A 26,757-nucleotide genomic window follows, 5' to 3' on the forward strand; every position below is an offset into this window, starting at 1 on the left:
TGAGTGACTCTGTCGGGAATCTTGAGGACGGGCAGCAAACGATCGTGGTGCTGCGCCAGGCTCGGTGGATCGTGCCGTCCGCGTTCTTCAGGAGCCCGTATTGTCCCTCCAGCCCTCTTCCGGAGCCAAGATCCCGCCGCTGACCGTGCGTGTCGCCCGGGCCAGCAACCCCCGGGGCACCACCGCGATGTGGATCCGTGACCGCCTCGACGGTCTGTGGAGCGATGAGGACTTCGCCGCCTGGTACCCGCGTGATGGCCGGCCCGGGCTCTCACCCGCGCAGCTGGCCACCGTCTGCGTGCTGCAGTACGCGATGAATCTCTCCGACCGCCAGGCCGCTGAGGCGGTGCGCTGCCGGATCGACTTCAAGTACGCCCTCGGGCTGGAGCTGGAGGACCCAGGCTTCCATCACAGTGTCCTGTCCGACTTCCGTGACCGACTGGCCGAAGGCGACCGTGCCGACCGGCTGCTGGGCCTGGCGCTCACCCGGATCCGGCGGGCCGGCCTACTCAAGGGGCGCGTCACGCAGCGCACCGACTCCACCCACGTCCTGTCCGCTGCCCGGGAGTTGACCCGTCTGGAGCTGGTGACCGAGGCGGTCCGCGCCGCGCTGGAGGAGGTGGCCCGCCAGGCGCCGGAGCTGCTGGATGACCTGGTCACGGCCGAGTGGGCGACGCGCTACGGGCGGCCGGTGCGCTTATGCTCCCAGCCCAGTCACCCCGTTGCCCGCCTCGAGCAGGCGGGCAACGACGCCCGCGAACTGCTGCACCATCTCGACACACACTTCCCCGGCGGCACCGTTTTGCCGCAGGCGAAGGTGCTCCGGGCGATTCTGGTGCAGCACTTCCTGGTGGACGCCAAGGGCCGGTTCCGGCCGCGCACGAAGCGCGACGGCCAGCCGCCCTCCCGAGTCCGGATCACCTCCCCGTACGAGACCGAGGCCCGCTGCACCATGCGCGGCGACACTCGCTGGAACGGCTACCTCGTACACGTGACCGAGACCTGCGATGACAAGCACGTCAACCTGATCACCGACGTGGCCACTGTCGTCTCCAGCGCGGACAGCCAAGCACTGCCCGGCATCCACGCCCGTCTCAGGAGGTTGCGTCTGCTGCCGGGGAAGCACCTGGTCGACGGCGGCTACACCTCCGTGGCCGGCATGGACTCCGCCGCCCGCCTCCACCGCGTCGACCTGATCGGACCGCTCGCGCCCAACACCAGCCCGCAACACCGAGCCCGGGACGGCTTCGGCAGGGACAACTTCATCATCGACTTCGACCGACGCGAGGTCACCTGCCCCAACGGACAGGTCAGCGGCAACTGGCAGGACCTCCCCGTGGCAGCGCCGACCAAGGTCACCGTCCGGTTCGACGCCCGCCAGTGCGGCCGCTGCCCCGAACAGGCTAAATGCACCCCAGGCCCCTTCCGCAGCCTCTACTTTCCCGCCCGCCACCTGCACGAACTCCAGGCCAAGAACCGCGCCGACCAGCAGGACACGGACTGGCGCCGGCTCTACGCGCGGCGCTCGGGGGCCGAGGGCACCATCGAGGAATTCGCGGACGGCCACCACGGCCGCCGGTGCCGCTACCGCGGACGGGCCAAGACCCACGTCCAACACATCCTGACCGCACTCGCGATCAACGTCGAGCGACTCAGCCTTCAGGAACCCGCCAACAGCCCCTACCGTCCCCGCCCTCCCACCGCGTTCCAGCAGTACCTCGACGCACGCGACCTGCCCCGACCCCTGTGGTGGCGGCAGGGAAAGTGACCCCCCGTCCTCAAGCTTCCCGACAGAGTCGCTCAGTGCTCGTGCTTCTGGCCCTCGCCGCCCGGAAGAGCACCGTTACGAACGGGCACCTCAGAGCGCTGCGCACCATCCTGACCTGGCTCGACCGCTGGCAGGAGGAGGCAGGCCGAGGACCAACCTGGCCGTACTGGATTACCCGGAGCGAGCTACGTACCGGTCGCCGCGCCGCGTCCAAGCTCCGGCGGCCGTCATGGTGTTACGGCACCGTCGGCCTCGCCCGCGCTCAGCAACTTGCCGCGCTCGCTACCAGCGACATCGAACGCCAGATCACGGCGGAAAGCGCGCTCGCCACCGCCCTCACCGACCCGGACCAGCTCGGCGCCACGACGGACCACGGCCTGTGCCACGGCTTCGCCGGCCTCACCCACATCGCCGTCCGCACGGCCGCAGACGCCCATCCTTCAACCGCCGGTCGACTCCGAGGCGCGATCCCGGGACTCTTGGCCGCTATCTGCTCGGTGGACAACGACCTCGAACGCGCGGCCACGGCACTTGTCAGCGGCACCGGAGCGGGGCCCGGCCTGCTCGATGGAGCCGCCGGAGTAGCCCTGGCTCTTCTCGCTGCCGATACCGCCGCACCGCCCCAGTCCGCCTGGGATTCCTGCCTGCTCATTGCTTGATTCACCGACCGAAGGACCTCGATGCCCCCTGACTGGCAGCAGCACAACATCACCTTCATCGACCGCGAGAGCGCCCGGCACGCCATCGACGAACGCCTCGGGCCCGCCCTGATCACAGCCGAGACCGAGGGGCAGCTCACCGGCTGGTGGTTCATGAACAAGCAGCCCTGGCCGCTGCGGTACCTCGCCGACGAGCCCTCCCCGATCATTGAGTCGCTGCTGAGCGATCTCGTGGGTGACGGGGCGGTCGTGTCATGGCTGCCCTCTCTCTACGAGCCCGAGTCCGAGGCATTTGGCGGCCCGGACGCTATGGACACGGCCCACGGACTGTTCCACAGCGACTCCCGCCACCTGCTCACCTACCAGCCGAGCCCGGACCACCTGGGGCGCAAGGAGACTGCGGTCCTGCTGGCGAGCGCCATGATGCGCGGCGCCGGACTCGACTGGTTCGAGCAGGGCGACGTATGGGCGAAGGTCTCGGCTCTTCGGCCGCCCACCGACCCAGCGCGCTCCGAACGAGCCGCTGAGTTGGTTCCGGCGATGCGGAAGCTCATGACCGCTGACGCCTACAGCCTCTGCAACCAGGGTGGTCCACTCCACGCGCACGAGGAGTGGGTGACCGCCTTCGAACGGGCCGGTGCCGCGCTCGCCGCGCTGGCCTGCCGCGGCGCCCTCACACGCGGCCTGCGAGCCGTCATAGCCCACCACATCATCTTCCACGCCAACCGCGCCGGTCTCATCAGGGACGACCAGAGCGCTCTGTCCAACATTGCACGAGAGGCAGTCATGGGAACGAGTGACCACACCGCGTCGCCGACCGAGTCGACGACCGACGCCGATAGCGTGAAAGGGGTGAACACCGACACGATCGCCACTCCGACGTCCGATGCCGCGCGCCTCCGTAACGCCCTGGTGGACCAGCTCCGCGCTGACGGAAGCGCCCGCACTCCCGGCGTGGAGACCGCGTTGCGGACCGTGCCCCGTCACGTGTTCGTGCCCGATGTGCCGCTCGAAGACGCATACGCCAACGCGCCGGTGCACATCAAGTACGACACCGACGGCAGCTCGATCTCCTGTGCCTCCCAGCCGGGCGTGGTCGCCCTCATGCTGGACCAGCTCGACGCCCAGCAAGGCGAGCGCGTCCTCGAACTTGGCGCAGGCACCGGTTACAACGCCGGTCTGCTCGCCCATCTGGTCGGTGAGAGCGGGCACGTCACCACGCTCGATGTCGACGACGACCTCGTAGAGGGCGCCCGCGCGCATCTCTCCGCCGCCGGAACCACCAACGTTGAGGCGGTCACCCGAGACGGGGCCCTCGGCTACGCGGAAGGTGCGCCGTACGACCGAATCATCGCCACCGTAGGCGCGCACGGCGTGCCGCACGCCTGGTTGCAGCAGCTTGCTCCCGGGGGCCGGCTTCTCGTTCCGCAGCGCCTCAAGGGCACGGTGTCCCGGTCCATCGCCTATGAGCAGCGCGATGGCCGGTGGATGTCCCTCGGTAGCGAGATGAACACCTTCATGCCGCTCAGGCGGGGCATCGCCGACGACGACCGCCGGGCGATCCCGCTCAGCACGGACGGAACCGTACGGCTCCAGGTCCCCGCCGGGCAGGCAATCGACGCCGAGGCCCTCGACGGCGTCCTGCACGAGCCGCGCACCGAGGAGTGGACGGGCATGACGGTCCGCGCCATGGAGTCGCCGGAGTGGATGGAACTGTTCCTCACCTGCGCTCTCCCCTCCGGCCTGATCCGGATGCTCTTCCCGCAAGCCGCCAAGGGCACTTTGCTCACCGAGGACCCCTACCCCTCCTCGACCGCAGCCGTCGACAAAGGCGCCGTCACCTACCTCGCACGGCGTCTGTCGGAGAAGAAGACCTCCGAGGGCGGCAAGCTGTGGGAGTTCGGGGTCATCGGCCACGGTCCCGGCAGCGATGAACTGGCCGCAAAGGTCGCTGCGGCCATCCGCGCGTGGGACCTGGAGTACCGGGGCCGTGAAGCCACGTTCGAGATCCAGCCTCTCGACGCCCCCGCGATCGAGCAGCGAGCCGGCCTCTTCGCGCTTGACACCCCGCTGAACCGCATCGTCGTCGACTGGAGTTGACACCCCACGCGTAGTGGGCGGTGGCCGCCGACGCGCAACCGGCGGCCACCGTGGCCTTATCCGTCTTCACACACACCTGGGGGAGTCCGTGGACCCGCACGGATCCACAGCTCAGCGCTTTCCGCTCGTCGCCCGATTCCGGCCCGCTTGCCTTCCCCTGCCGAAGCGCGTGCGCGCGCTCGTCGACCTGGCCGACACCGCGATGGCGGAGACCGATCAGGGGGTGGCGTCCTCCGTCTACAACCAGGCTGCGCTCATCGCCTCCGATCTCGACGTTCCCGACCTCGCACGCGAGATGTGCCACCAGCATGCCGCCGCCTACCTCCACGCCTGCCCCCTGCCCGGCATGACCGCGATCCGGGGGCTGGAGCCCGTCGTCAACCTCGCCCGCCTCCAGATCCGCGCCGGCCGCGCAGATGAGGGCCGTCGGCGACTGCTCGACCTGTATGGGGCCGTCGAGGTAGGCACGCCTGTTCGGTTCGAGGGCGTCACCGTGCCCGCGGACCTCACTGCGACCGACGAAGACCGCCACGAGGTTCGCGCGTGGCTGTGGCGCGTGCTCCTCGCCGACGGCACGCGCACTCTCACCACCGAGGGACGTTGGGCCGAGGCCCTGGCACACATCGAAGCTCACCATGGCGTCGGAAAACGGATGCTCGACGGGCGTCAGGTCGCTGTACTTGCCGCCCTCGTTGTGAGTGACACAGCAGGGGCCGCTGCTCTGCTCACTGAGACGATGCCCGGCGATCCGTGGGAGCGAGCCGTCACGGCCTGTCTGACCGCCCTGTCCCGGCGTGACGCCAGGCAGCCCGTCGACAGCCACCTGAGGGACCTGGCAGCCACCTGTCTTGAGCGGCAGGCCGAACCTGGGATAACCGTCTTCGACATCCGGCTCGGCCTTACCGTCCTCGACGCGATCGGCTCCGCCGAGGCGCCCGCTGCACACCGCATCGTCGAGGATCTCCACCGGAGGACAACGGACGCCGAAGACGGCTACGCGGCCCGCGAGAACCTGGCGCACCCTCTGTTCGTCGCGATCGCCACCGATCGGCAAGAACAGGATTGCCGCGCCCTGGTACGTGCCTGCGCCATCGGGGCAGGGACTATGCCGGACCAGCTGCAAGCAGAACTGACAGCGGCATTGAGCGCCAGCGACAGCGTGATCCGGGAAAGCCTTGCACGCCTTTCCGACCCGAACGCACTGCCTCTGTGAAGTGAGCCTGATGGACACTCAGATCCCGACAAGCCGTTCCTCCAGATCGTGGTGTGCGAGGCCAGCATTGCCACCGACGTCGGCAAGCTGATCACCGCACACGAATGGCACTGGGACGTCGAGTCATCGCGACCCCACAGGAACTCGGCTTCCTTGACGTGAAGGCGGTTGAGGCCCAGACCGGCCGGCCACCCCATCCGCTCGGCCTGGCGATCACTTGGAGAATCGCGTCCTACTCGGCCTGCGGTTGCGATCGCGGTCGCTCTGGCCAGCTTCAACACCGTCAACAAGTGGGCCGCCGGGATCTCCGACAATCTCGCGCTGGGCATCCTGTGCGAAGCACCCGCCATGGACATCCCGGTTGCCGTGCTGCCCTTCCTGAACTCGGCCCAGGCTGCCCACCCCGCGTACCGCCAGAGCCTGGCGCGGCTGCGCGAGATGGGCATCCTGATCGGCTCGTACGAGCCTCACCGGCCGAAGGCCGTCGGCGGGGCCGACCGCTACCCCTGGGAGGAAGTGCTGGAGCTCGTCGCTCCTGCGCTGTCCGCGCGGGCGTGATCAGCGCTGGTATCCGTCTCCTCTTCGCCGACCAGAAGAAGCGGGCCTACAACCGCAGCGTCTTCAACATGGGCGACTGGAAGCGTGCCCTGGCCGCCGCCGGCATGATCCCTCCCCGCCAGCGCGGCGCGCGTTACCTGCAGGCGGCGCGGGAAGACGGCATGCACGCCCTCCGGCACGCCTACGCCTCCGTGCTTCTGGACGCGGGCGAGAGCATCAAGGCACTCTCCGAGTACCTCGGCCACTCGGACCAGGGCTTCACGCTGCGGACGTACACCCACCTGCTGCCGTCCAGTGAGACCCGCACCCGAAGGCGATCGACGACGCCTTCACGGAAGCTGAGATCGAGGACGACGGCGATCCCGCTGCCGCCCGGGCCACATCAGTGCCCGAAGCGAAACCAATGTGCCCTCAATGTGCCCTGGCTGCCTGACGGCCCCTCTCAGGCACTAACGAGAGCGGGACCCGGAAGTCCCGACCGAACCCACCGAAACCCCAGTTCAGGGCCACACCAGGCAGTACGCCTGGTGCCCCGCGTCGTGCAGCCGGTGGGAGAAGTCCTGCCACTCGTGGAGCAGCTGGTAGACGTTGAAGGCGTCGCGCGGGCCGCCGCGGTCGGGGACCGTGGACCAGATGAAGGCCGCCGCGCCGACCGACTCCTCGCCGACGCCGCGCAGCGGGTCGACGACGGTCATCGGGAGTTTGACCACGGCGTAGTCGGGGTGGAGGACGACCAGTTCCAGCGGGGGGACCTTGTGCAGGGGTATGCCCTGGATTCCGGTCAGGACCATGGCGGCCACGGTCTCCGGCTTGATCTTGGTGAACATGCCGCCCATGCCCAGCTCGTCACCGCCGAGCTCCTCCGGGCGCATCGAGATGGGCACGCGGGCGGCGGTGGCGCCGTCCGGGGCGCCGAAGTACTTGTACGTCACCCCCATCCCGCCCCCGCTCCTGGTCCCGGGGGGCGGCGTGCTCTCCGCGCCCCGTCTCTGGGCGCGCTCGGCCCTGCGCCGGTGCCGCCCTCGCCGGGCAGGCTCGGGCCCCAGGTCGTCGGTCCCTTCGCCCACTCCGCCACCGCGATGCATATCTCATCCACCCGACTACTTCTTAGGAGACACAGCCCCCGCCGTGCAACCCGATCATCGTGTCAGTGACCTCCCCCACGGGCGTGCGGTGAAACACCTGTCCGCAAGACCGTCCGTGCCTCTGACACCATGGCATGTGTGAGCTTTCCCTGTGACGCCCCAGTTTCGCAGACGCGAGGGGGCTGACGCTCTTTCGTGATACGAGGGGAGCGCGCTCCCTGCTCACCGGTGGCCGAGATGGATAGGGATTTCCCGGCCCGGCCTCCCGATACCCGAATCGCAGATCAGGACCAAAGTGGCGTATTCATACGAAGCCCCAGTTTCGCAGTCGCTGTTCGACCGGGCGTCCGTCGTGACGCCCGGCGGCGTGAACTCTCCCGTGCGTGCCTTCCGGGCCGTGGGCGGTACGCCCCGGTTCATGGTGTCCGGCACCGGTCCGTACCTCACCGATGCCGACGGCCGTGAGTATGTCGACCTCGTGTGCTCGTGGGGGCCGATGATTCTCGGCCACTCTCACCCCGAGGTCATCGCCGCCGTCCATGAGACGGCGTCCCGGGGCACCTCCTTCGGTACGCCGGGTGAGGGCGAGGTCGCGCTCGCCGAGGAGATCGTGGCGCGGATCGAGCCCGTCGAGCAGGTGCGCCTGGTCTCCTCCGGCACCGAGGCGACCATGTCGGCGATCCGGCTGGCCCGCGGTTTCACGGGCCGGGCCAAGGTCGTGAAGTTCGCCGGCTGCTACCACGGGCACGTGGACGCGCTGCTCGCCGCCGCCGGGTCGGGCGTGGCCACCTTCGGGCTGCCCGACACCCCGGGGGTCACGGGCGCCACGGCCGGCGACACCGTCGTGCTGCCGTACAACGACCTGGACGCGGTGCGCGCCGCGTTCGCCGCGCACCCGGGCGAGATCGCCTGCGTGATCACCGAGGCCTCGCCCGGCAACATGGGCGTCGTCCCGCCGGCGGACGGCTTCAACGCCGGGCTCAAGGAGCTGTGCGCGGCGAACGGCGCCCTGTACATCTCCGACGAGGTCATGACGGGCTTCCGTACGTCGAAGGCCGGCTGGTACGGCGTCGACGGCGTCCGGCCCGACCTGATGACCTTCGGCAAGGTGATGGGCGGTGGCTTCCCCGCCGCGGCCTTCGGTGGTCGCCGCGACGTGATGGCGCACCTGGCCCCGGCCGGCCCGGTCTACCAGGCGGGCACGCTCTCCGGGAACCCGGTCGCCACCGCCGCCGGGCTCGCCCAGCTGCGACTGCTGGACGACGCGGCGTACGCGAAGATCGACGCGGTCTCCGCCGAGCTGCGCGGCCTGGTGGGCGGGGCACTCACCAAGGAGGGCGTCGCGCACACCGTGTCCGCCGCGAGCAACATGTTCTCGGTCTTCTTCACCGACGAGCCCGTCCGTGACTACGACGACGCCAAGAAGCAGGACGTCTTCCGCTTCACCGCGTTCTTCCACGCGATGCTGGAGCAGGGCGTCTACCTGCCGCCCTCGGCGTTCGAGTCCTGGTTCGTCTCCACGGCCCACGACGAGCGGGCGGTCGAGCGCATCGCCGCCGCCCTGCCCGCCGCCGCCCGCGCCGCATCGGAGGCCACCGCATGAGCGAGAACGCGAACCGCGAGAACGCGAACCGCGACGAGCAGCTGACCGTGGTGCACGTCGTCCGGCACGGCGAGGTGCACAACCCGGAGGGCGTGCTCTACGGGCGCCGCCCCGGCTACCACCTCTCCGACCTGGGCCGGACGATGGCCGACCGGGTGGCCGAGCACCTGGAGAAGCGCGACATCACGCATGTCGTCGCCTCCCCGCTGGAGCGCGCCCAGGAGACGGCCGCCCCTGTCGCCAAGGTGCACGGCCTGGACCTGGCCACCGACGCCCGGCTGATCGAGGCCGCCAACGTCTTCGAGGGCAAGACCTTCGGCGTCGGCGACGGCGCGCTGCGCAAGCCGGACAACTGGAAGCACCTCACCAACCCGTTCAAGCCGTCCTGGGGCGAGCCGTACATCGAGCAGGTCGTCCGGATGATGGGCGCGCTGGACGCCGCCCGGGACGCGGCGCGCGGACACGAGGCGGTCTGCGTCAGCCACCAGCTGCCGATCTGGATCCTGCGCTCCTTCGTGGAGCGCCGCCGCCTGTGGCACGACCCGCGCAAGCGGCAGTGCACGCTGGCCTCGCTGACCAGCTTCACCTACCGGGGCGACCGGATCGTCTCGGTAGGCTACTCGGAGCCGGCCCGGGACCTGGTGCCCGTGCACCTGCTGGCCGGGGCCAAGCCGGTGAAGGGGAAGCCGGGGCAGTCCAAGGCGTTCGGCGCGTAGCCGTAGCCGTAGCTGCGGACGCAGCCACCGAAAGACACGTGGGACACGACGGGACCGGTCGCCGGAGCAACGGCGGCCGGTCCCGTCCCCTGTGCCGCCGGTGCGGTACGGGAAGGCCTCGGGCCGTTGCGCCGGGGGTGATGTGGCAGGCCGTCAGATTCCGGGTGGGGCGACGTCCAGCCGGGCTCGGCCGGCGGACGGTCTCCGCGCCCGTGCATGAGTTCGACGGTCCAGGGAAGCCGACCCGGCGGCAGAACTGCGGAGGGCCGCTCCTGCGTCCCCATCAGGGGCGCCCGTAGGAGCGTACGAGCGCTGTACGGGCGTCGCATCATGATCGGTCGGGCTGCCCGAGAGGTAAAGCGTAAAGAAAGTCCCCAATTGCACGGAACCGACGTGTTACGCGGCTCATCTAACTCTTCAGCAGTTTGTATGTGCTTGAGATAAAACGACCGCAGATGGGGACGGTATGCGCGACATCAATCGAAGGGGTCTGCTCGGGGCAGGGCTCGGCGCCGCAGCCGCGATCGGACTCGCCGGCTGTGGCGCCTCGGACACCTCCGGCGACGGAGGGTCCGGCCAGGGCGGCCAGGGCGGCAAGGGCGACACCGGCGCCGGCGGCAACGGCGACGCCAGCGGCAACGGCAGCGGAAACGGTTCACCGAAGAACAAGGGCCGGCTGATCGGTGACGGCTCGACCGCCGACACCGGCAAGCAGCCGCACCAGCCGCCGTCGCCCGTTCCGCTCGAACCCGGCCAGAAGCCGCCGCAGTTCGTGATCTTTTCCTGGGACGGCGCGGGCGAGGTCGGCAACGGGCTCTTCCCGCGCTTTCTCGAACTCGCCAAGGAACACGACGCGGCGATGACGTTCTTCCTCTCCGGGATCTATCTGCTGCCCGAGTCGAAGAAATCCCTCTACCGTCCGCCGAACAACCCCCGTGGCGCATCCGACATCGGATATCTCACCGACGATCACGTCAAGGATACGCTGAAGTACGTACGCCAGGCATGGCTGGACGGCCATGAGATCGGCACCCACTTCAACGGGCATTTCTGTGCCGGCTCCGGATCCGTGGAGCGCTGGACGCCCACCCAATGGCACAGCGAGATCAATCAGGCTGTGTCGTTCGTCACAGAATGGCGGACCAATACCGGCTGGGAGAACGAGGACCCGCTCCCGTTCGACTATCGGAAGGAACTGATCGGCGGCCGGACCCCCTGCCTGCTCGGCCAGGACAATCTCCTGCCGACCGCGAGCAAACTGGGCTGGCGCTACGACGCCAGTTCGCCCGGCGGCCGTCAGGTCTGGCCCGTGAAGCGCGGCGGCGTCTGGGATCTGCCGCTACAGGCGATGCCGTTCCCCGGGCACTCCTTCGAGGTGCTCTCGATGGACTACAACATCCTCGCCAATCAGTCGAAGAATTCGACGAAGGGCATGCCCTCGCGTTATCCGGGCTGGCGTACCCAGGCGGCCGGGGCGTATCTCGCCGGTTTCCGGCGCGCGTACGAGTCGAATCGTGCGCCGTTCTACATCGGCAACCACTTCGAGGAGTGGAACGGCGGCATCTATATGGACGCCGTGGAAGAAGTGATCAAGAAGGTGGCGGACAAGGACGACGTGCGTCTCGTCTCCTTCCGGCAGTACGTCGACTGGCTCGACGTACAGGATCCCGCCGTGCTCGCCAAGCTCCGGACGCTGGACGTCGGTCAGGCGCCCGTCGGCGGCTGGAACTCCTTCTTTAAACAGGCTTGACAAGGGGCTTTACGGGCACCGAGGGGGGCGCGGGGAAGCCCGGAATCTGCCATGCGAAACTTTTCACATGAGCCTTGGCCGCGCGTCCCGACGCCGTTTCACCCTGCTCGCCGTCACCGCAGTAGCCGGTGCCCTGACGCTGTCCGCGTGCAGCGGCGGCAGCACGGCCGGGGGTGGCGGCAACACCAACTTCGTCACCGGCAGCGGGGGTGTCTCCACCGTCGCGAAGGGCGACCGGGTGGCGGCGCCGAAGCTCGACGGCGAGGGTCTGGACGGCAAGCCGCTCGACCTCGCCGACTACCGGGGCAAGGTCGTCGTGCTCAACGTCTGGGGCTCCTGGTGCGGCCCCTGCCGCCTGGAGGCGAAGTACTTCGCGAAGGTCTCCGAGGAGACGGCGGGCCAGGGCGTCCAGTTCGTCGGGATCAACACCCGCGACGCCCAGCGGGACGCAGCGATCAACTTCGAGAAGGACTACGGGGTCGAGTACCCGAGCTTCTACGACCCGATCGGCAAGCTCATCCTCCGCTTTCCCAAGGGCACCCTGAACCCGCAGGCCATCCCGTCCACCGTGGTCATCGACCGGGACGGGAAGATCGCGGCCCGCACGCTCCAGGCGCTCGACGCGGACGAACTGCACAAGATGATCGACCCGATCATCGCGGAGAAGTGATCCGGTGATCCCGCTCGCCGCCCACCACGAGACCGTCACGCTCGCCGCGTACAACGAGACCGTCATGAGCGGGACCCTCCTGGTGTCCCTGCCCATCGCCCTGCTGGCCGGTCTCATCTCGTTCTTCTCCCCGTGCGTGCTCCCCCTCGTGCCCGGCTACCTGAGCTACGTCACCGGGGTCAGCGGCACCGACCTCGCCGAGGCGCGCCGGGGCCGCGTCGTGACGGGCGCCGCACTCTTCGTGCTCGGCTTCACCGTCGTCTTCGTCTCGGGCGGAGCCCTCTTCGGCTACTTCGGCCGGGAGCTCCAGGTGCACGCCGAGCTGTTCAACAGAATCCTCGGCGTCCTGATGATCCTCATGGGCGTCTTCTTCATGGGACTCCTGCCGGGCGTGACGCAGCGCGAGTTCCGGTTCCACAAGCGGCCGGTGACCGGACTGGCCGGGGCGCCGCTGCTGGGCGCGCTCTTCGGGATCGGCTGGACGCCGTGCATCGGCCCGACGTTCGCCGCCGTGAGCACGCTCGCGTTCACCGAGGGCACCGCCGGACGCGGCGCGATACTGACCGTCGCGTACTGTCTCGGACTCGGTGTCCCGTTCGTCCTGGCCGCGGTCGCCTTCCGCAAGGCGCTCGGCGCGTTCGGCTGGGTCAAGCGGCACTACGCGTGGGTGATGCGGATTGGCGGCGGCATGATGATCGTGACCGGAATCCTGCTGCTGACCGGTGCGTGGGCCACGCTCATGCAGCACATGCAGAGCTGGTCCAGCGGCTTCGTTGTAGGGATCTGAGTCCAATGAGCAAGGCGAACAGCACGGAGACGCGGCAGCACGAGGACGAGCACGCGCGGGGCTCCGCCCACGGCGCGGCCGGCGACCGGCTCTCCACCGCCCCCCGCGAGGAGCGCCCCGACACCGGAGCGGGCGTCCCCGCGATGAGCGTGACCGGCTGGGTCCGCTGGTTCTGGCGGCAGCTCACCTCGATGCGGGTGGCGCTGATCCTGCTCTTCCTGCTCTCCCTGGGCGCGATCCCGGGGTCGCTGATCCCGCAGACCAGCGTCGACGACATGAAGGTGCAGGCCTTCAAGGACCAGCACCCCACCCTCACCCCGGTCTACGAGAAGCTCCAGCTCTTCGACGTCTACAGCTCGGTGTGGTTCTCCGCGATCTACATCCTGCTGTTCCTCTCGCTCATCGGCTGCATCGTGCCGCGCACCGGCCAGTTCGTCGGCCAGCTGCGCAGCCGCCCGCCGGGCGCGCCGAAGCGGCTGACCCGGCTGCCCGCGTACACCACCTGGCGCACCGACGCGGAGCCCGAGGCGGTCCGTGCGGCGGCTCTCGCCGTGCTGCGCAAGCGGCGCTTCCGGACGGACGAGGCAGGCGACGCGGTCGCCGCCGAGAAGGGCTACCTCCGCGAGGCCGGGAACCTGGTCTTCCACATCGCCCTGATCGTGATGCTGGTGGCCTTCGCCTCCGGGCAGCTCTTCAAGTCCGAGGGCGGCAAGCTGGTCGTCGAGGGCGACGGTTTCTCCAACACGCTCACCCAGTACGACGACTTCCGGTCGGGCTCGCTCTACGACTCCGACTCCCTGGCCCCGTTCAGCTTCGTGCTGGACGACTTCGTCGGTACGTACGAGAAGAGCGGCCCGCAGCGCGGCACCCCGCGCACCTTCGAGGCCCGGGTGACGTACACCGGGGGAGCCGAGGGCGCGGAGCGCAAGGGTGTCATCAAGGTCAACGAACCGCTCGTCGTGGACGGCACCAAGGTCTACCTGATCGCCCACGGCTACGCCCCCGTCGTCACCGTCCGGGACGGCAAGGGCAAGGTCGTCTCGCGGTCCGCCGTCCCGCTGCTGCCGATCGACAACAACATCACCTCGTCCGGCGCCATCAAGGTGATGGACGGCTACAAGGACAAGAAGGGCGTCAAGACCCAGCTGGGCTTCAAGGCGTTCTTCGTGCCGACGTTCGCCGGCCATGGCCAGGGCCAGATGTTCTCGCAGTTCCCCGGCCTGGACTTCCCCGTGCTGGCGCTCAGCGCCTACCACGGCTCGCTCGGCGTCGACTCCGGGCTCGCGCAGAACGTCTACCAGCTCGACACGTCCAAGATGAAGGAGTTCAAGGACAAGGACGGCGAGCTGCTCAAGAAGCTGCTGATGCCGGGCGAGAAGCTGGAACTGTCCGGCGGCGCCGGGTCGATCACCTTCGAGGGCGTCGAGGAGTGGGCCAGCTTCCAGATCTCACAGCAGCCGGGCAACGGCTGGGCGCTCGGTGGAGCCGTCGCCGCCATCGCCGGTCTCGCCGGATCGCTGTTCATCCAGCGCCGCCGGGTGTGGGTGCGGGCGGTCCGGGGCGCCGACGGCGTCACGGTCGTGGAGATGGCGGGCCTGGGCCGCAGCGAGTCCGCGAAGCTCCCCGAGGAACTGGGCGACCTCTCGGCCGCTCTCGTCACCACGGCGCCCGTCGCCCCCGCCGCCGCACCGGAGGAACCGGACGAGTCGGATGCGCCGGACGAGCCCGGCACCACCGATGCCACGAACGAGGCCGGGAGCCGGCCCGTACACCTTGCCGAAGCACCTGTCGAAGGGGCTGAGAAGTGAATCTCGCCGCCGCAACCAACGAGAGCCTGGCGAACACCAGCAATGTGCTGATCTATTCGTCGATGGCCGTCTACACCCTGGCCTTCTTCGCGCACATCGCGGAGTGGGTCCTCGGCAGCCGCAGCAAGGTCGGCCGCACGGCCGCCGCGCTGTCCGGAGCCGGAGCCGGAGCCGGAGCCGGAGCCGGTGCCTCCGCCGCCCCCCCGGTGGCGAAGGCGCAGTCCGGCGGCACCGCCGTGCTGGAGCGGCCCGAGGTCATCACCCGCGCCGCCGCCGGGACGCGTGACGTGCCCGACGGCCCGGGTGCGGCCGGCGGCACGTTCAAGGGCGACCTGTGGGGCCGGATCGCGGTCTCGCTGACCGTGGTCGCGTTCCTCGTCGAGGCGAGCGGCGTCGCCACCCGCGCCCTGTCCGTGCAGCGGGCCCCCTGGGCCAACATGTACGAGTTCTCCATCACCTTCTCCACGGTGGCGGTCGGCTCCTACCTGGTGCTGCTCGCGCTGAAGAAGAACGTCCGCTGGATCGGCCTCCCGCTGGTCACCACGGTCCTTCTGGACCTCGGCATCGCGGTCACGACGCTCTACACCGACAGCGACCAGCTGGTGCCCGCGCTGCACTCGTACTGGCTGTGGATCCACGTCTCGACCGCGATCATCTGCGGTGCCGTCTTCTACCTCGGCGCGGTCGGCACGGTCCTCTACCTCTTCCGCGACAGCTACGAGAACAAGCTCGTCTCCGGCGGTACGCCCGGCAAGTTCGCGGCCTCGGTCATGGAGCGGTTGCCCTCGGCGTCCACGCTGGACAAGTTCGCGTACCGGATCAACGCGGCCGTCTTCCCGCTGTGGACGTTCACGATCATCGCCGGCGCGATCTGGGCCGGCGACGCCTGGGGCCGGTACTGGGGCTGGGACCCCAAGGAGGTCTGGTCCTTCATCACCTGGGTCGCCTACGCCGCCTACCTGCACGCCCGCGCCACCGCCGGCTGGAAGGGCCGCAAGGCCGCCTACTTGGCGCTCGTCGCCTTCGCCTGCTGGCTGTTCAACTACTACGGCGTGAACATCTTCGTCTCCGGCCTGCACTCCTACGCGGGGGTCTGAGCCCGGACACGGATACGGCCCCCGTACGGATCGCGATGATCCGTACGGGGGCCGTATCCGTTCTCCGGTGAGGTCAGGTGGCGGGCGGGGCCGATTCGTCGGGGCCGGCGCTGCGCTCGCGGCGCTTGAGCTCCTCCTCGCGGCGGCGCAGGTCCGCCTCCCAGTCCTTCAGGGCCGAAGGGTCCTTCTCGTCCTTCTGCCCGTCCTGCGGGGCGTCGGCCTTCTCCGGCGCGTCCTCGCCGGCCGCGCCGTCCCTGCCGCCGTCCTTCTCGTCGCCCTTGAGCGACTTCAGGAAGTCGGGGTTGTCGTCCGGGGCCACCCACTGCGTACGCCTGCCCCGCTGCCACGAGGAGGGGGCGCCGCCGCCCGCCGCCGCACCGTGCCGTGCCTTGCCCGCCACGAGCCACACGATCGGGCCGGCGATCCAGAACAGCAGGATGATGAAGACCCAGGCGATCTTCGGCAGATGCTTGGTGTCCTCCTCCGAGGTGTTCAGGCAGTCGATGAACGCGTAGATCGTCAGAGCCAGCGGGACGATGAACATCAGGGCTCTCATGGTGCGTCCCCCAGTGGGCGGTGGCGGGGCTCGGTGTTCCCCCGGTGTCGCGGCCAGGGTACCGGCTCGGCGTGAAGGATCCGGGGCCCGGCGGCGGGGAGCCCCGGCGGGGCCGCGCGGGCGGGGATGACAAACTGGACCGCATGGCTTACGACGATCTTCGCTCCCTGCTCCGGGCTCTTGAGCGCGATGGTGATCTCAAGCGCGTCAAGGTCGAGGTAGACCCCCACCTGGAGGTCGGCGAGATCGTCGACCGGGTCAACAAGGCAGGCGGCCCCGCCCTGCTGTTCGAGAACGTCAAGGGCTCCTCGATGCCCCTGGCCATGAACGTCTTCGGCACCGACCGGCGCCTGCTCAAGGCGCTCGGGCTGAAGTCGTACAGCGACATCAGCGACAAGATCGGCGGGCTCCTCAAGCCGGAGCTGCCGCAGGGCTTCGTCGGGGTGCGGGAGGCCTTCGGGAAGCTCGGCTCGATGGTGCACGTGCCGCCGAAGAAGGTGAAGTCAGGCGACGCGCCCGTCCAGGAAGTCGTGCTGACCGGTGACGACGTCGATCTGGACCGGCTGCCCGCGCTGTTCACGTGGCCCGAGGACGGCGGCTCGTTCTTCAATCTGGGCCTCACGCACACCAAGCACCCCGAGAACGGTGTCCGGAACCTGGGTCTCTACCGGCTCCAGCGTCACGACAAGCGCACCATCGGGATGCACTGGCAGATCCACAAGGACAGCGCCAACCACTACCAGGTCGCCGCCCGGCGCGGTGAGCGGCTGCCCGTCGCCATCGCGTTCGGCTGCCCGCCCGCCGTGACGTACGCCTCTACCGCCCCGCTGCCCGGGGACATCGACGAGTACCTCTTCGCCGGGTTCATCCAGGGCAAGCGGATCGAGATGGTCGACTGCAAGACCGTGCCGCTCCAGGTCCCCGCGCAGGCGGAGGTCGTCATAGAGGGCTGGCTGGAGCCGGGCGAGATGCTCCCCGAGGGCCCGTTCGGGGACCACACAGGCTTCTACACCCCGCAGGAACCGTTCCCCGCACTGACCATCGACTGCGTCACGATGCGCAAGCGGCCGCTGCTCCAGTCCATCGTGGTGGGCCGCCCGCCGACCGAGGACGGGCCGCTGGGCCGGGCCACGGAGCGGTTCTTCCTGCCGCTGCTGAAGATCGTCGTGCCGGACATCGTGGACTACCACCTGCCGGAGTCGGGCGGCTTCCACAACTGTGCGATCGTCTCGATCGACAAGAAGTACCCGAAGCACGCCCAGAAGGTGATGAGCGCGATCTGGGGCGCGCACATGATGTCGCTGACCAAGCTGATCGTGGTGGTGGACGCGGACTGCGACGTCCACGATCTGCACGAGGTCGCCTGGCGGGCGCTCGGCAACACCGACTACGCCCGTGACCTCACGGTCACCGAGGGCCCGGTCGACCATCTGGACCACGCCTCGTACCAGCAGTTCTGGGGCGGCAAGGCAGGCATCGACGCCACCCGGAAGCTGCCCACGGAGGGCTACACCCGGGACGGGGGCTGGCCGGAGATGGTCGTCTCCGACCCGGAGACGGCGGCGAAGGTCGACCGCCGCTGGAAGGAGTACGGGCTGTGAGCAGCGCGGCGGAGGCGGCGGCGTCCGTACCCGGTTCCGCGCCCTCGGGCAGCAAGGTCAAGGCGTTCCTGCGGCTCGTGATGATCGAGCACTCGGTCTTCGCGCTGCCCTTCGCCTACATCGCCGCGCTGACCGCGATGTTCCTGCTGGACGGCACCATCCACTGGGGCACGCTGCTGCTCGTCACGCTGGCGATGGTGGGGCTGCGGACCTTCGCGATGGCCGCCAACCGGATCATCGACCGGGAGATCGACGCCCGGAACCCGCGCACCGCCGGCCGCGAGCTGGTGACCGGCGCGGTGTCGGTGAAGTCCGCGTGGACCGGCGCGCTCGTCGCCCTCGCCGTTTTCCTCGGCGCTGCCGCGCTGCTCAACCCGCTGTGCCTGGCGCTCGCGCCGCTGGCCGTCGTGCCGATGGTGGTCTACCCGTACGGCAAGCGGTTCACGAACTTCCCGCACGCCATCCTGGGCCTCGCGCAGGCCATCGGTCCGGTCGGCGCCTGGCTGGCGGTGACCGGCAGCTGGTCGTGGGACGCGGTGATCCTCGGGCTCGTCGTGGGCATCTGGATCGGCGGCTTCGACCTGATCTTCGCCTGCCAGGACGTCCAGGCGGACCGCGCCCACGGGGTGCTCTCCTTCCCGGCGCGCTTCGGGGTCCCGGCCTCGCTGTGGGGCGCGCGGGTGTGCCACGCGGTCACGACGGGGCTGCTGGTGTGGTTCGGGCTGGCCACGGACGCCGAGGTCTTCTACTGGATCGGCATGGTCATCGTCGCGGTGGCGTTCGTCTACGAGCACCGGGTGGTGCGGCCGCACGATCTGTCCCGGCTGAACCGGGCGTTCTTCTCGGTGAACGGATTCATCGGCATCGCGCTGTTCGCCTGTGCGCTGCTCGACCTGCTGGCACGGGGCCTGACCCCGTAGGAGCAGTCGGTGGGAGCCGGGGTCAGACCGTGACCAGGTTGTCCGGCGCGCGGCGCGGGCGGCGGAAGAAGAAGGCCGCCGCCACACCGCCGGCCAGCCCGAAGAGGTGGCCCTGCCAGCTGACGCCCGACTGGGTGGGCAGGACGCCCCACAGCAGCGAGCCGTAGACCACGGCGACGCCGATGCCTATGAGGACGTCCCAGGGGCGGCGGTCCACGAAGCCGCGGACCAGCAGATAGCCGAGCAGTCCGAAGACCACGCCGGACGCGCCGAGCGTCACCGTGTTCTCCGGGGCGGTCAGCCAGACACCGAGGCCGCTGACCAGGATGATCGTCACGACGACGGCGGCGAACCGGCGCAGCCCCGCGAAGGCCGCGATGAAGCCGAGGACCAGCAGCGGGACACTGTTGGAGGCCACGTGCTCCCAGCCGCTGTGCAGGAACGCGGCGGGCACCACGTCCCGCAGCTCCGCCATCTCGCGCGGGCTGATGCCGTAGGTGTCCAGGGCGTGGCCCGTGGCCGTGTCGATGCCTTCGAGGGCCCACAGGAGGGCCACCCAGGCCGCCATCAGGATTCCGGCGGTCAGGGCCCGCGCGCCGCCGGTGGCGCCGTTGTCCGTGGTGCGGTCGGTGGTCCAGTAGTCGCCCATGGTCTGCCCCTGCCCCCGGGTTGCCCGTCACTGGGTGAACGTGCGGGGCGCCTGCCCGGTTCCGGGTGCTGGGTGCGGGAGCGTGCCGGATAGGCTCGCAGTTGTGGAATCCAGGAATTCAGTGACTCAGCAGCAGCGGCGGCCTTGGATTGTCGGGGTGTCCGGCGCTTCGGGTACCCCGTTCGCGGCCGCCGTTCTGCGCGGGCTCCTGGCGGCCGGTGAGAGCGTGGATCTGGTGGTGAGCCGGGCCTCGCGGCTCACGCTGCTGGACGAGACCGGCATCGCGTTCCGGGACGGGCACTGGCGCGAGGATCTGCGGGCCTGGCTGGACCGTGGTGCCGACGGGAAGCCGGACGCGTTCGCGGTGGGGGCCGCGGAGCTGGAGCGCGTACGCCATTGGCCGGCCGGGGATCTGGCGGCCGGGCCGTCCTCCGGGTCGTACCCGGCGAAGGGGATGCTGATCGTGCCGGCCTCGACGGCCTGTGTGGCCGGAGTGGCCCTCGGTCTGTCGAAGGATCTGCTCCAGCGGGCCGCGAGTGTGACGCTCAAGGAGCGCCGCCTGCTCGTCGTCGCGGTGCGCGAGACCCCGCTGAGCGGCCAGACGCTGAAGCAGATGGTGGCCCTGGACGAGGCGGGCGCGGTCGTGCTGCCCGCCTCTCCGGCGTTCTACGCGGGTGCGACGCACATCCAGGACCTGGTGGATTTCGTCGCGGGGCGGGTGCTGGACGCGGCAGGCGTGCCGCACCTGCTGTACCGCCGCTGGGAAGGAGAGCTCGGTGGCCGCTCCCGCAACCCGGGAGATCGATAGGTCCTGGTCAGCGCTTCTTGTGCGCGCGGGGGGCGCGGGTCTTGTCGGCGCGGTGCGCGGCGGCGGGCTGGTGGGCACGCGAGCGGTTGGCCAGGTCCTGCAGCTCGCGCATCCGGGCGTAGGCCATCTCGATCGTGTACACGGTGAAGTTCACTCCTGAAGATTCGAAAGCGTTTCTTGGATGTTCTAGAAGATTTGCAGGGTGTGATCCCTGCATGCCTTAGATTCTACACGTAAACTCGCGGTACTGCTGAACAATGGAAGGTCTCAGTCATATGGACGCGGTGGACAGGCAGCTCATCCAGGCCCTCAGGGAGAACGGCAGGGCCTCGTACGCCGAGCTGGGACGGCTCGTGGGGCTCTCCGGGCCCAGCGTCACCGACCGCATCAACCGGCTGGAAACCGCCGGGGTCATCACCGGCTACCGCGCCACCGTCGACTCCGCGTCGCTCGGCCTCGGCGTGACCGCGCTGATCGGGATCTCGCTCTCGGACGCGGCCGACCACCAGGACGTGGCGGTCCGGCTGAAGGACCTCGCGGAGATCGAGGACTGCTGGTTCATCGCGGGCGACGACTCGTACATGCTCAAGGTCCGGGTCGGTGACGTGGACGGCCTGGAGAAGACGATTCGGCGCCTCAGCGGCACGAAGGGGGTCTCGCGGACCCGGACGACGATCGTGCTCTCCACCAAGTGGGAGAACCGGGTCGGAGAACTCCCGGAAGAGGCGTAGGCGCGGAGCGCCGTAAAGGGGGCCCCTCCCGCCCGAAGGGTGGGGGAGTACGGTTGGTCGGAGTCTGAATACACGGAGAAATGGGAGGCGGCCTAGTGGACGCGGGACTCAAGCGCGAGCTGGAGGAGAAGGTCCGGGCCGGCGAGCGGCTGACCCGCGAGGACGGGATCGCCCTCTACGAGTCCGACGACCTGGCGTGGCTGGGCGGGCTGGCGCACGAGGTGCGCATGCGCAAGAACGGCGACGTGGTGCACTTCAACGTCAACCGTCACCTCAACATGACCAACGTGTGCACCGCCTCGTGCGCGTACTGCTCGTTCCAGCGCAAGCCGGGCGAGAAGGACGCGTACACGATGCGCATCGAGGAGGCCGTCCGCCTCGCCAAGGCGATGGAGGGCGAGAACCTCACCGAGCTGCACATCGTCAACGGGCTCCACCCGACCCTCCCGTGGCGCTACTACCCGCGTTCGCTCAGCGCGCTGAAGGAAGCCCTGCCGGACGTCGCGCTGAAGGCGTTCACGGCGACGGAGATCCACCACTTCGAGACGATCTCCGGCCTCTCGGCCTCCGAGATCCTCGACGAGCTGATCGAGGCCGGTCTCGAATCGCTGACCGGCGGCGGCGCGGAGATCTTCGACTGGGAGGTCCGCCAGCACATCGTCGACCACCGCACCCACTGGGAGGACTGGTCGCGCATCCACCGCCTCGCGCACGAGAAGGGGCTCAAGACCCCCGCGACGATGCTGTACGGGCACATCGAGGAGCCCCGTCACCGCGTCGATCACGTACTGCGGCTGCGGGAGATGCAGGACGAGACCGGCGGCTTCCAGGTCTTCATCCCGCTGCGCTACCAGCACGACTTCGTGGACATGAAGGACGGCAAGGTCCGCAACAGGCTCCAGGCGCGCACCACGATGGCGACCGGCGCGGAGGCGCTGAAGACCTTCGCGGTCTCCCGGCTGCTCTTCGACAACGTGCCGCACGTCAAGGTGTTCTGGGTGATGCACGGCGTGCAGACCGCCCAGCTCGCGCTGCAGCACGGTGCGGACGACATGGACGGCTCGGTCGTCGAGTACAAGATCACGCACGACGCCGACGACTTCGGCACGCCGAACAAGCTCGGCCGTGAGGATCTGCTGGACCTGATCCGCGACGCCGGTTTCCGGCCGGTCGAACGGAACACCCGGTACGAGATCCTGCGCGAGTACCCGGGCCCGGAGGCGGGCCGGCGCGAGTCGCCGCAGCCGATGCGCGTCTGACGCGCACCCCGCCCGACCCGCTCCGAAGGAAAGCCCCGGCCGTTGCCCCGACCGGGGCTTTCCCGTGTTCGGGCCACCGGGCAGGGACGCTGGGCAGGGACGCCGGGTCGAGACGCCGGGCCGGGGCGTTCCTTCGGAGCGGGAACGACTTCCGGCCCGCCTTCCCGTGTTGCGGAAACGGGTTGAGCCGAGCGATGCGTAATGGCTAGTCTGCCTCTATGGCACTTACATTCGAGCTGGATCCCGACTTCACCCCCGCCCTGCGCGACGGCATCACCGCCCTCTGGGCCGATGTCACCAACGCGGGCGGCGCTGTCGGCTTCGTCCCGCCCGTCACGGCCGAGGAGGTCCGGCCCGATCTGCTCAAGCACCTGGTCGCCATTGAGCAGGGCCGCACCCGGCTGCTCGTCGGCCGCGACGAGGACGGCGTTGTCGCCGCCACCGCCTTCCTCACCCTCAACGAACACCGGCTGCTGCGGCACTGGCTGTGGCTCTACACCGTCATGGTCCACCCCCGGCACCAGGGCAAGGGGTACGGCCGCGACCTCATGGCCGCCACCGCCGACGCCGCCCGTTCCATCGAGGACATCGAGGCGATCCGCCTCACCTGCCGGGGCGGCACCGGCGCCGACCGCTTCTACGCCGCCTGCGGATACAAGGAGGTCGGCCGGGTGCCGGGCGGGATCCGGGTCGCACCCGGCGACGACCGGGACGACATCGTCATGCTGCTCCCGTTGGGCCCGACGGCCTCCTGACCGACAGGACGTCCTCCGGCCCGGCAACCCCCTGAACCGAGAGAATTCGGGCCATGCTTCACTGGACGGGCAGAAGCGTGTCGAGAGTCCATGGGAAGAGAGGGTCAGCCGTGTCCGCTGCCAAGCCGAGCGCCTTGATCCGTTACACGGCGTTGCGCCTGCTGATCTTCGTCGGCTGCTTCCTCGCCGCCGGTGTCGCCGTCCACTTCGGTCTGGTGCCCGCAGGGCTCGGGGGCTCCAACGTCGTCTGGGTGATCCTCCTCGGCCTCCTCCTCTCCGCCCCGCTCAGCTATGTGCTGCTGCGCAGGCAGCGCGACGAGATGTCCGAGCAGATCGTCTCCACCGTCGACCGCACCAAGGCGCGCCTCGACGCCAACCGCACCCGCGAGGACGCGGTCCAGTAGCGCCGGTGGTGCCACCTCGTCCAGCCGACGCGCCGGACGCGCCCGCAGGTGCCACGTAAGCTTCCTCACACGCGCACGCCGTGCGCACCCCTTCTCCGCCGGACCCCGGGCGGGAGCCGACCGGCTCCAGCACCGGGGTCCGCGGCGTTCCTCCGCTGTTCACCGGCGCCTCTCGCTGCTTTCCGGCCGTTCCTGCCCGGCGGGGCCCTGCGCGGAGGTCAAAGAAGGGCTTTGAGGTTCTCAAAGTTCAAGTGTTAACGTATTCGACGTGAAGACAGCTGTGCGCCTCCGTCATGCCGCGAGCATCCCGCTCGTGGCGCGCCTGCATGTCGATCTCTGCCGCTGTATGTCCGCGGTCTGTTGCCGCAAGATCTGATACGGCATCATGCAGCGGCGCCGCCCCTGACGCGGGCGCCGCGACCCCGTCCCCGTTCCACCGCACGACCGTACGGATGCCTCCGTGCGTTCCGATGCGTTCCCAGCTGGAGTGTGTCCGTGTCCGCGAATCCCGCGTCCGCCGCGCCCGAGGTCGAGCAGCCCACCGGCTCCGGCCCCGGCTTCCGTATACCCAAGGTCCCGTTCTGGGCCCAGATCGTCGCCGGTCTGGTCCTCGGCGTGCTGCTCGGCTGGCTGGCCCGCAGCCAGGACCTCGGCTGGCTCGTCACCACCCTCGACGAGATCGGCTCGCTCTTCGTCCAGCTGCTGAAGCTGGCCGTCGCACCGCTGGTCTTCTTCGCGATCCTCGTGTCGATCACCAACCTGCGCCAGGTCAACAACGCCGCCCGGCTCGCGACCCGCACCCTGCTCTGGTTCATGATCACCTCGCTGATCGCGGTCGGCATCGGCCTGACCATCGGCCTGCTCACCAACCCGGGCTCCGGCACCGGCCTCACGCCGAAGGACGGCAAGCTCTCCGACACCAAGGGCAGCTGGATCGACTTCCTGACCGGCATCGTCCCGGACAACGTGATCACACCGTTCACCGAGCTGAACGTGCTCCAGATCGTGTTCATGGCGGCCGTCGCCGGTATCGCCGCCCTCAAGCTCGGCGACAAGGCCAAGCCGATCCTCACCCTCAGCCAGTCGGTCCTGGAGCTGCTCCAGAAGGCCCTGTGGTGGGTCATCCGCCTCGCCCCGATCGGCACCGTCGGCCTCATCGGCTACGCCATCGCCGACTACGGCTGGGACCTCATCGGCAAGTACGCGACGTTCACCGCCGACGTCTACATCGGCTGCGCCCTGGTGATGTTCGGTGTCTACCCGCTGCTCCTGGCCACCGTCGCCAAGGTCAGCCCGCTCCAGTTCTTCAAGGGCGCCTGGCCCGCGATCCAGCTCGCCTTCGTCTCCCGCTCCTCGGTCGGCACCATGCCGGTCACCCAGCGGGTCACCGAGCGCCTCGGTGTTCCGAAGGAGTACGCCTCCTTCGCCGTCCCGTTCGGCGCGACCACGAAGATGGACGGCTGCGCCGCGATCTACCCGGCGCTGGCGGCGATCTTCATCGCGCAGATCTTCGACGTGCAGCTGGGCATCGGTGACTACCTCCTGATCGCCTTCGTCTCGGTGATCGGCTCGGCGGCCACCGCCGGTCTCACCGGCGCGACGGTCATGCTGACCCTCACCCTGTCCACGCTGGGGCTCCCCCTGGAGGGTGTCGGCCTGCTGATGGCCATCGACCCGATCCTGGACATGATGCGCACCGCCACCAACGTGGCCGGCCAGGCGCTGATCCCGGTGATCGTCTCGGCGCGGGAGAAGATCCTCGACCACGACGCGTACAACTCGGCCTCGTCCTCCCCGATCGACTCCTTCGGCCAGGACGACGTCCGCGAGGCGGAGCAGAAGGCGACCTTGCCGGTCCCCGCGTAGCCCCGCGGGCGGCACACGCCCCGCACGACCGAGCCCCCCGGCCCACGTTCGTAACGTGGGCCGGGGGCTCGGTCGTGTTCTCCGTACGGTCAGGGGCGCTGGAAGAGAACCTCGGGGTTGGCCGGGGTCGGGCCGTCCAGCAGCCGGGCCGGCCGGCCGCGCAGGCTCCGGTCGAAGAAGGCGGTCACGTAACTCCGGGTGATCGTGGTGGAACGGGTGGCGGAGAGCGGTGCGTCCGGGTCCACGAGGCCGAGCTGCTCCCCGATCTCCGGTGTGTCCGTGAACGTGAAGTGCCCGGAGTCCCGCACCGTCAGCCACCGCTTCCAGTCGTCCAGCCGGTCCCAGCCCTCGTCCCAGGACGTGTCGCCGGCGCCGGGGCGGTGGTCGGGGTCGGTCCCCAGCATCAGGAACGGCCGCCCGTCCAGGCCCCGGACGGGAGCCGGGTCGAAGAACGTGCCGTCCATATTGAGGCCCGCGTCCACCCGGCGGTCGGCGGCCATCGTGGAGGCGGCCGCGTTGCCCCCGATGGAGTGGCCCGCCATGCCCACCCGGTGCGGATCGATCGTCCGGGCGTGCCGCCATGCCGGACGCGGGCCCGTCAGCCGGTCCAGCAGGAACGAGAAGTCGGCGGCCCGCCCGGCGGAGACGGCGGCCAGGACCTTCCGCCGCCCGGCGTCGTCGGGCTGCTCGTCCACCGCGTCGCAGGCCGCACAGGTGAGGACCCGCCCGTCGGGCAGCTCCGTGCCGGTCGTCTCGTACGGGTGGTCCGCGGTCGCCACGACGTAACCCCGGCTCGCCAGTTCCTCCGCGAGCCCGGTCAGCGTGGCCCGCGGCGTGCCGAAGCCGGGGGAGAGCAGGACCAGCGGGAAGCGCCCCGGGGCCGGCCGGGCGGCCGTACGCGCGTGGGTCCGGGCGGCGCCGACCAGTCCGGGCCATTCCGGGTCGTCGAGCCCGCGTTGTGCGAGCATCAGCCGGGCCTCTTCCTCCGCCATGTACGGGGCCGGGGCACCGCCGCTGCCTGGGCGGGCCGGGTAGTGCAGCGACACCAGCAACCGGCGCGGCCCAGCGGCCGGTACCCAGGGGTCGGGGCGCGCGTGGTCGGTCAGGAACAGGGTGTCGCGGCCGGTGGCGTACGGGCCGGTGGGGCGGGGAAGCGTCAGCGCGGACGGTACGGCGAGGTCGCCGGGAGCGGGAGCAGCGGCGGTAGCGGCAGGGGATAAGGCGGCGGCCGGCGCCGGCGCCCGACCGGACGCCGTGGCGGGCGCGGCCGTTCCGCCCAGGGCTGCCAGAGTGGCCAGGGCGAGCACCGCGGCGGTCACGGCCGGTCTGTTACGAAGAAGGAGCGACATGCCCGCAAAGCTAGACGGGTGGCCGACCCGGCACATCGGACGCCA

Annotated in this window: 23 protein-coding genes and 3 pseudogenes; 21 read left to right on the forward strand and 5 right to left on the reverse strand. The window is 69.7% G+C overall.

The window, feature by feature from the left end:
- Positions 1–100 precede the first annotated feature (100 nt).
- The 6 genes and pseudogenes from B9S58_RS08495 to B9S58_RS38845 all read left to right on the forward strand — a co-directional run.
- On the forward strand, positions 101–1,768 hold the full coding sequence (locus tag B9S58_RS08495) for an IS1182 family transposase (protein ID WP_181009235.1): 1,668 nt from the start codon (positions 101–103) through the stop codon (positions 1,766–1,768).
- A gap of 35 nt (positions 1,769–1,803) precedes the next feature.
- Positions 1,804–2,427: pseudogene (locus tag B9S58_RS08500) on the forward strand (lanthionine synthetase LanC family protein); the annotation flags it as partial.
- Positions 2,428–2,448: 21 nt separating this feature from the next.
- Positions 2,449–4,527 (forward strand): methyltransferase, FxLD system, encoded by a 2,079-nt coding sequence (gene fxlM, locus B9S58_RS08505; RefSeq protein ID WP_103531503.1) that lies wholly within the window; start codon positions 2,449–2,451, stop codon positions 4,525–4,527.
- An 88-nt stretch (positions 4,528–4,615) separates the two neighbouring features.
- Positions 4,616–5,740 (forward strand): hypothetical protein, encoded by a 1,125-nt coding sequence (locus B9S58_RS08510; RefSeq protein ID WP_181009236.1) that lies wholly within the window; start codon positions 4,616–4,618, stop codon positions 5,738–5,740.
- 45 nt (positions 5,741–5,785) lie between these two features.
- Positions 5,786–6,298, forward strand: a pseudogene (locus B9S58_RS38840) (flavoprotein).
- Positions 6,299–6,312: 14 nt separating this feature from the next.
- A pseudogene (locus B9S58_RS38845) lies at positions 6,313–6,731 on the forward strand (tyrosine-type recombinase/integrase); the annotation flags it as partial.
- 67 nt (positions 6,732–6,798) lie between these two features.
- Here B9S58_RS38845 and B9S58_RS08520 read toward each other — a convergent pair.
- A complete protein-coding gene (locus B9S58_RS08520) occupies positions 6,799–7,236 on the reverse strand; it encodes a hypothetical protein (protein ID WP_003968390.1) in 438 nt (145 codons plus the stop codon).
- A 478-nt stretch (positions 7,237–7,714) separates the two neighbouring features.
- Between B9S58_RS08520 and hemL the strand changes: the two genes are divergently transcribed.
- The 7 genes from hemL to ccsB all read left to right on the forward strand — a co-directional run bounded on the left by hemL (position 7,715) and on the right by ccsB (position 15,814).
- The gene (gene hemL / locus B9S58_RS08525; protein ID WP_103531557.1) at positions 7,715–8,986 is read left to right on the forward strand and encodes a glutamate-1-semialdehyde 2,1-aminomutase; all 1,272 of its coding nucleotides are present in this window, start codon (positions 7,715–7,717) and stop codon (positions 8,984–8,986) included.
- Complete coding sequence (locus tag B9S58_RS08530) at positions 8,983–9,702, forward strand: histidine phosphatase family protein (RefSeq protein ID WP_103531506.1); 720 nt, start codon at positions 8,983–8,985, stop codon at positions 9,700–9,702. The genes hemL and B9S58_RS08530 overlap by 4 nt, the downstream gene beginning before the upstream one ends.
- Before the next feature lie 466 nt (positions 9,703–10,168).
- The gene (locus B9S58_RS08535) at positions 10,169–11,452 is read left to right on the forward strand and encodes a hypothetical protein (RefSeq protein ID WP_103531507.1); all 1,284 of its coding nucleotides are present in this window, start codon (positions 10,169–10,171) and stop codon (positions 11,450–11,452) included.
- Positions 11,453–11,519: 67 nt separating this feature from the next.
- Positions 11,520–12,122: a TlpA disulfide reductase family protein gene (locus B9S58_RS08540; protein ID WP_103531508.1), complete on the forward strand. Its 603-nt coding sequence runs from the start codon at positions 11,520–11,522 to the stop codon at positions 12,120–12,122.
- A 64-nt stretch (positions 12,123–12,186) separates the two neighbouring features.
- Positions 12,187–12,909: a cytochrome c biogenesis CcdA family protein gene (locus tag B9S58_RS08545; protein ID WP_047180754.1), complete on the forward strand. Its 723-nt coding sequence runs from the start codon at positions 12,187–12,189 to the stop codon at positions 12,907–12,909.
- 5 nt (positions 12,910–12,914) lie between these two features.
- Entirely contained in the window at positions 12,915–14,717 is a 1,803-nt protein-coding gene (locus B9S58_RS08550) for a cytochrome c biogenesis protein ResB (RefSeq protein WP_103531509.1), read from the forward strand.
- Positions 14,714–15,814, forward strand: coding sequence for a c-type cytochrome biogenesis protein CcsB (gene ccsB / locus B9S58_RS08555; RefSeq protein WP_103531510.1), 1,101 nt, complete (start codon positions 14,714–14,716; stop codon positions 15,812–15,814). The genes B9S58_RS08550 and ccsB overlap by 4 nt, the downstream gene beginning before the upstream one ends.
- Before the next feature lie 73 nt (positions 15,815–15,887).
- Here ccsB and B9S58_RS08560 read toward each other — a convergent pair whose 3' ends face one another.
- Entirely contained in the window at positions 15,888–16,370 is a 483-nt protein-coding gene (locus tag B9S58_RS08560; RefSeq protein WP_103531511.1) for a PLD nuclease N-terminal domain-containing protein, read from the reverse strand.
- Between the two features lie 143 nt (positions 16,371–16,513).
- Between B9S58_RS08560 and B9S58_RS08565 the strand changes: the two genes are divergently transcribed.
- Positions 16,514–17,971 carry a menaquinone biosynthesis decarboxylase gene (locus B9S58_RS08565; RefSeq protein ID WP_103531558.1) on the forward strand — a complete coding sequence of 486 codons (1,458 nt, stop codon included), beginning with the start codon at positions 16,514–16,516 and terminating at the stop codon, positions 17,969–17,971.
- Positions 17,968–18,891 carry a menaquinone biosynthesis prenyltransferase MqnP gene (gene mqnP / locus B9S58_RS08570; protein WP_103531512.1) on the forward strand — a complete coding sequence of 308 codons (924 nt, stop codon included), beginning with the start codon at positions 17,968–17,970 and terminating at the stop codon, positions 18,889–18,891. Before B9S58_RS08565 ends, mqnP begins: the two co-directional genes overlap by 4 nt.
- 22 nt (positions 18,892–18,913) lie before the next feature.
- Here the strand turns inward: mqnP and B9S58_RS08575 are convergent, their stop codons facing one another.
- Positions 18,914–19,540 (reverse strand): rhomboid family intramembrane serine protease, encoded by a 627-nt coding sequence (locus tag B9S58_RS08575; protein ID WP_103531513.1) that lies wholly within the window; start codon positions 19,538–19,540, stop codon positions 18,914–18,916.
- Between the two features lie 121 nt (positions 19,541–19,661).
- Between B9S58_RS08575 and B9S58_RS08580 the strand changes: the two genes are divergently transcribed.
- The gene (locus B9S58_RS08580; RefSeq protein WP_103531514.1) at positions 19,662–20,348 is read left to right on the forward strand and encodes a UbiX family flavin prenyltransferase; all 687 of its coding nucleotides are present in this window, start codon (positions 19,662–19,664) and stop codon (positions 20,346–20,348) included.
- Between the two features lie 7 nt (positions 20,349–20,355).
- Here B9S58_RS08580 and B9S58_RS37880 read toward each other — a convergent pair whose 3' ends face one another.
- Positions 20,356–20,502, reverse strand: coding sequence for a hypothetical protein (locus tag B9S58_RS37880; RefSeq protein ID WP_181009237.1), 147 nt, complete (start codon positions 20,500–20,502; stop codon positions 20,356–20,358).
- Between the two features lie 121 nt (positions 20,503–20,623).
- On the opposite strand from B9S58_RS37880, the gene B9S58_RS08585 reads away from it, so the two are divergent.
- From B9S58_RS08585 to B9S58_RS08605, 5 genes are all read left to right on the forward strand, one after another.
- A complete protein-coding gene (locus tag B9S58_RS08585) occupies positions 20,624–21,079 on the forward strand; it encodes an Lrp/AsnC family transcriptional regulator (RefSeq protein WP_103531515.1) in 456 nt (151 codons plus the stop codon).
- Positions 21,080–21,174: 95 nt separating this feature from the next.
- Positions 21,175–22,338, forward strand: a complete 1,164-nt coding sequence (gene mqnE, locus B9S58_RS08590; RefSeq protein WP_103531516.1) for an aminofutalosine synthase MqnE — start codon at positions 21,175–21,177, stop codon at positions 22,336–22,338.
- 218 nt (positions 22,339–22,556) lie between these two features.
- Positions 22,557–23,093 (forward strand): GNAT family N-acetyltransferase, encoded by a 537-nt coding sequence (locus tag B9S58_RS08595; protein WP_103531517.1) that lies wholly within the window; start codon positions 22,557–22,559, stop codon positions 23,091–23,093.
- A 110-nt stretch (positions 23,094–23,203) separates the two neighbouring features.
- The gene (locus B9S58_RS08600) at positions 23,204–23,497 is read left to right on the forward strand and encodes a DUF4229 domain-containing protein (RefSeq protein ID WP_030576971.1); all 294 of its coding nucleotides are present in this window, start codon (positions 23,204–23,206) and stop codon (positions 23,495–23,497) included.
- Positions 23,498–23,992: 495 nt separating this feature from the next.
- Positions 23,993–25,363, forward strand: coding sequence for a dicarboxylate/amino acid:cation symporter (locus B9S58_RS08605; protein WP_103531518.1), 1,371 nt, complete (start codon positions 23,993–23,995; stop codon positions 25,361–25,363).
- Positions 25,364–25,452: 89 nt separating this feature from the next.
- Here B9S58_RS08605 and B9S58_RS08610 read toward each other — a convergent pair whose 3' ends face one another.
- Complete coding sequence (locus B9S58_RS08610) at positions 25,453–26,712, reverse strand: alpha/beta hydrolase (RefSeq protein ID WP_103531519.1); 1,260 nt, start codon at positions 26,710–26,712, stop codon at positions 25,453–25,455.
- Positions 26,713–26,757 lie beyond the last annotated feature (45 nt).

Origin of the sequence: Streptomyces sp. SM11 (assembly GCF_002910905.1) — a bacterium.
GTDB lineage: Bacteria > Actinomycetota > Actinomycetes > Streptomycetales > Streptomycetaceae > Streptomyces.

Coding starts and splice junctions, on each gene's coding strand:
- fxlM (WP_103531503.1), top strand. CDS start 2,449: ATGCCCCCTGACTGGCAGCAGCACAACATCACCTTCATCGACCGCGAG.
- B9S58_RS08520 (WP_003968390.1), bottom strand. CDS start 7,236: ATGGGGGTGACGTACAAGTACTTCGGCGCCCCGGACGGCGCCACCGCC.
- B9S58_RS08530 (WP_103531506.1), top strand. CDS start 8,983: ATGAGCGAGAACGCGAACCGCGAGAACGCGAACCGCGACGAGCAGCTG.
- B9S58_RS08535 (WP_103531507.1), top strand. CDS start 10,169: ATGCGCGACATCAATCGAAGGGGTCTGCTCGGGGCAGGGCTCGGCGCC.
- B9S58_RS08540 (WP_103531508.1), top strand. CDS start 11,520: ATGAGCCTTGGCCGCGCGTCCCGACGCCGTTTCACCCTGCTCGCCGTC.
- B9S58_RS08545 (WP_047180754.1), top strand. CDS start 12,187: ATGAGCGGGACCCTCCTGGTGTCCCTGCCCATCGCCCTGCTGGCCGGT.
- B9S58_RS08550 (WP_103531509.1), top strand. CDS start 12,915: ATGAGCAAGGCGAACAGCACGGAGACGCGGCAGCACGAGGACGAGCAC.
- B9S58_RS08560 (WP_103531511.1), bottom strand. CDS start 16,370: ATGAGAGCCCTGATGTTCATCGTCCCGCTGGCTCTGACGATCTACGCG.
- B9S58_RS08565 (WP_103531558.1), top strand. CDS start 16,514: ATGGCTTACGACGATCTTCGCTCCCTGCTCCGGGCTCTTGAGCGCGAT.
- B9S58_RS08575 (WP_103531513.1), bottom strand. CDS start 19,540: ATGGGCGACTACTGGACCACCGACCGCACCACGGACAACGGCGCCACC.
- B9S58_RS08585 (WP_103531515.1), top strand. CDS start 20,624: ATGGACGCGGTGGACAGGCAGCTCATCCAGGCCCTCAGGGAGAACGGC.
- B9S58_RS08595 (WP_103531517.1), top strand. CDS start 22,557: ATGGCACTTACATTCGAGCTGGATCCCGACTTCACCCCCGCCCTGCGC.
- B9S58_RS08610 (WP_103531519.1), bottom strand. CDS start 26,712: ATGTCGCTCCTTCTTCGTAACAGACCGGCCGTGACCGCCGCGGTGCTC.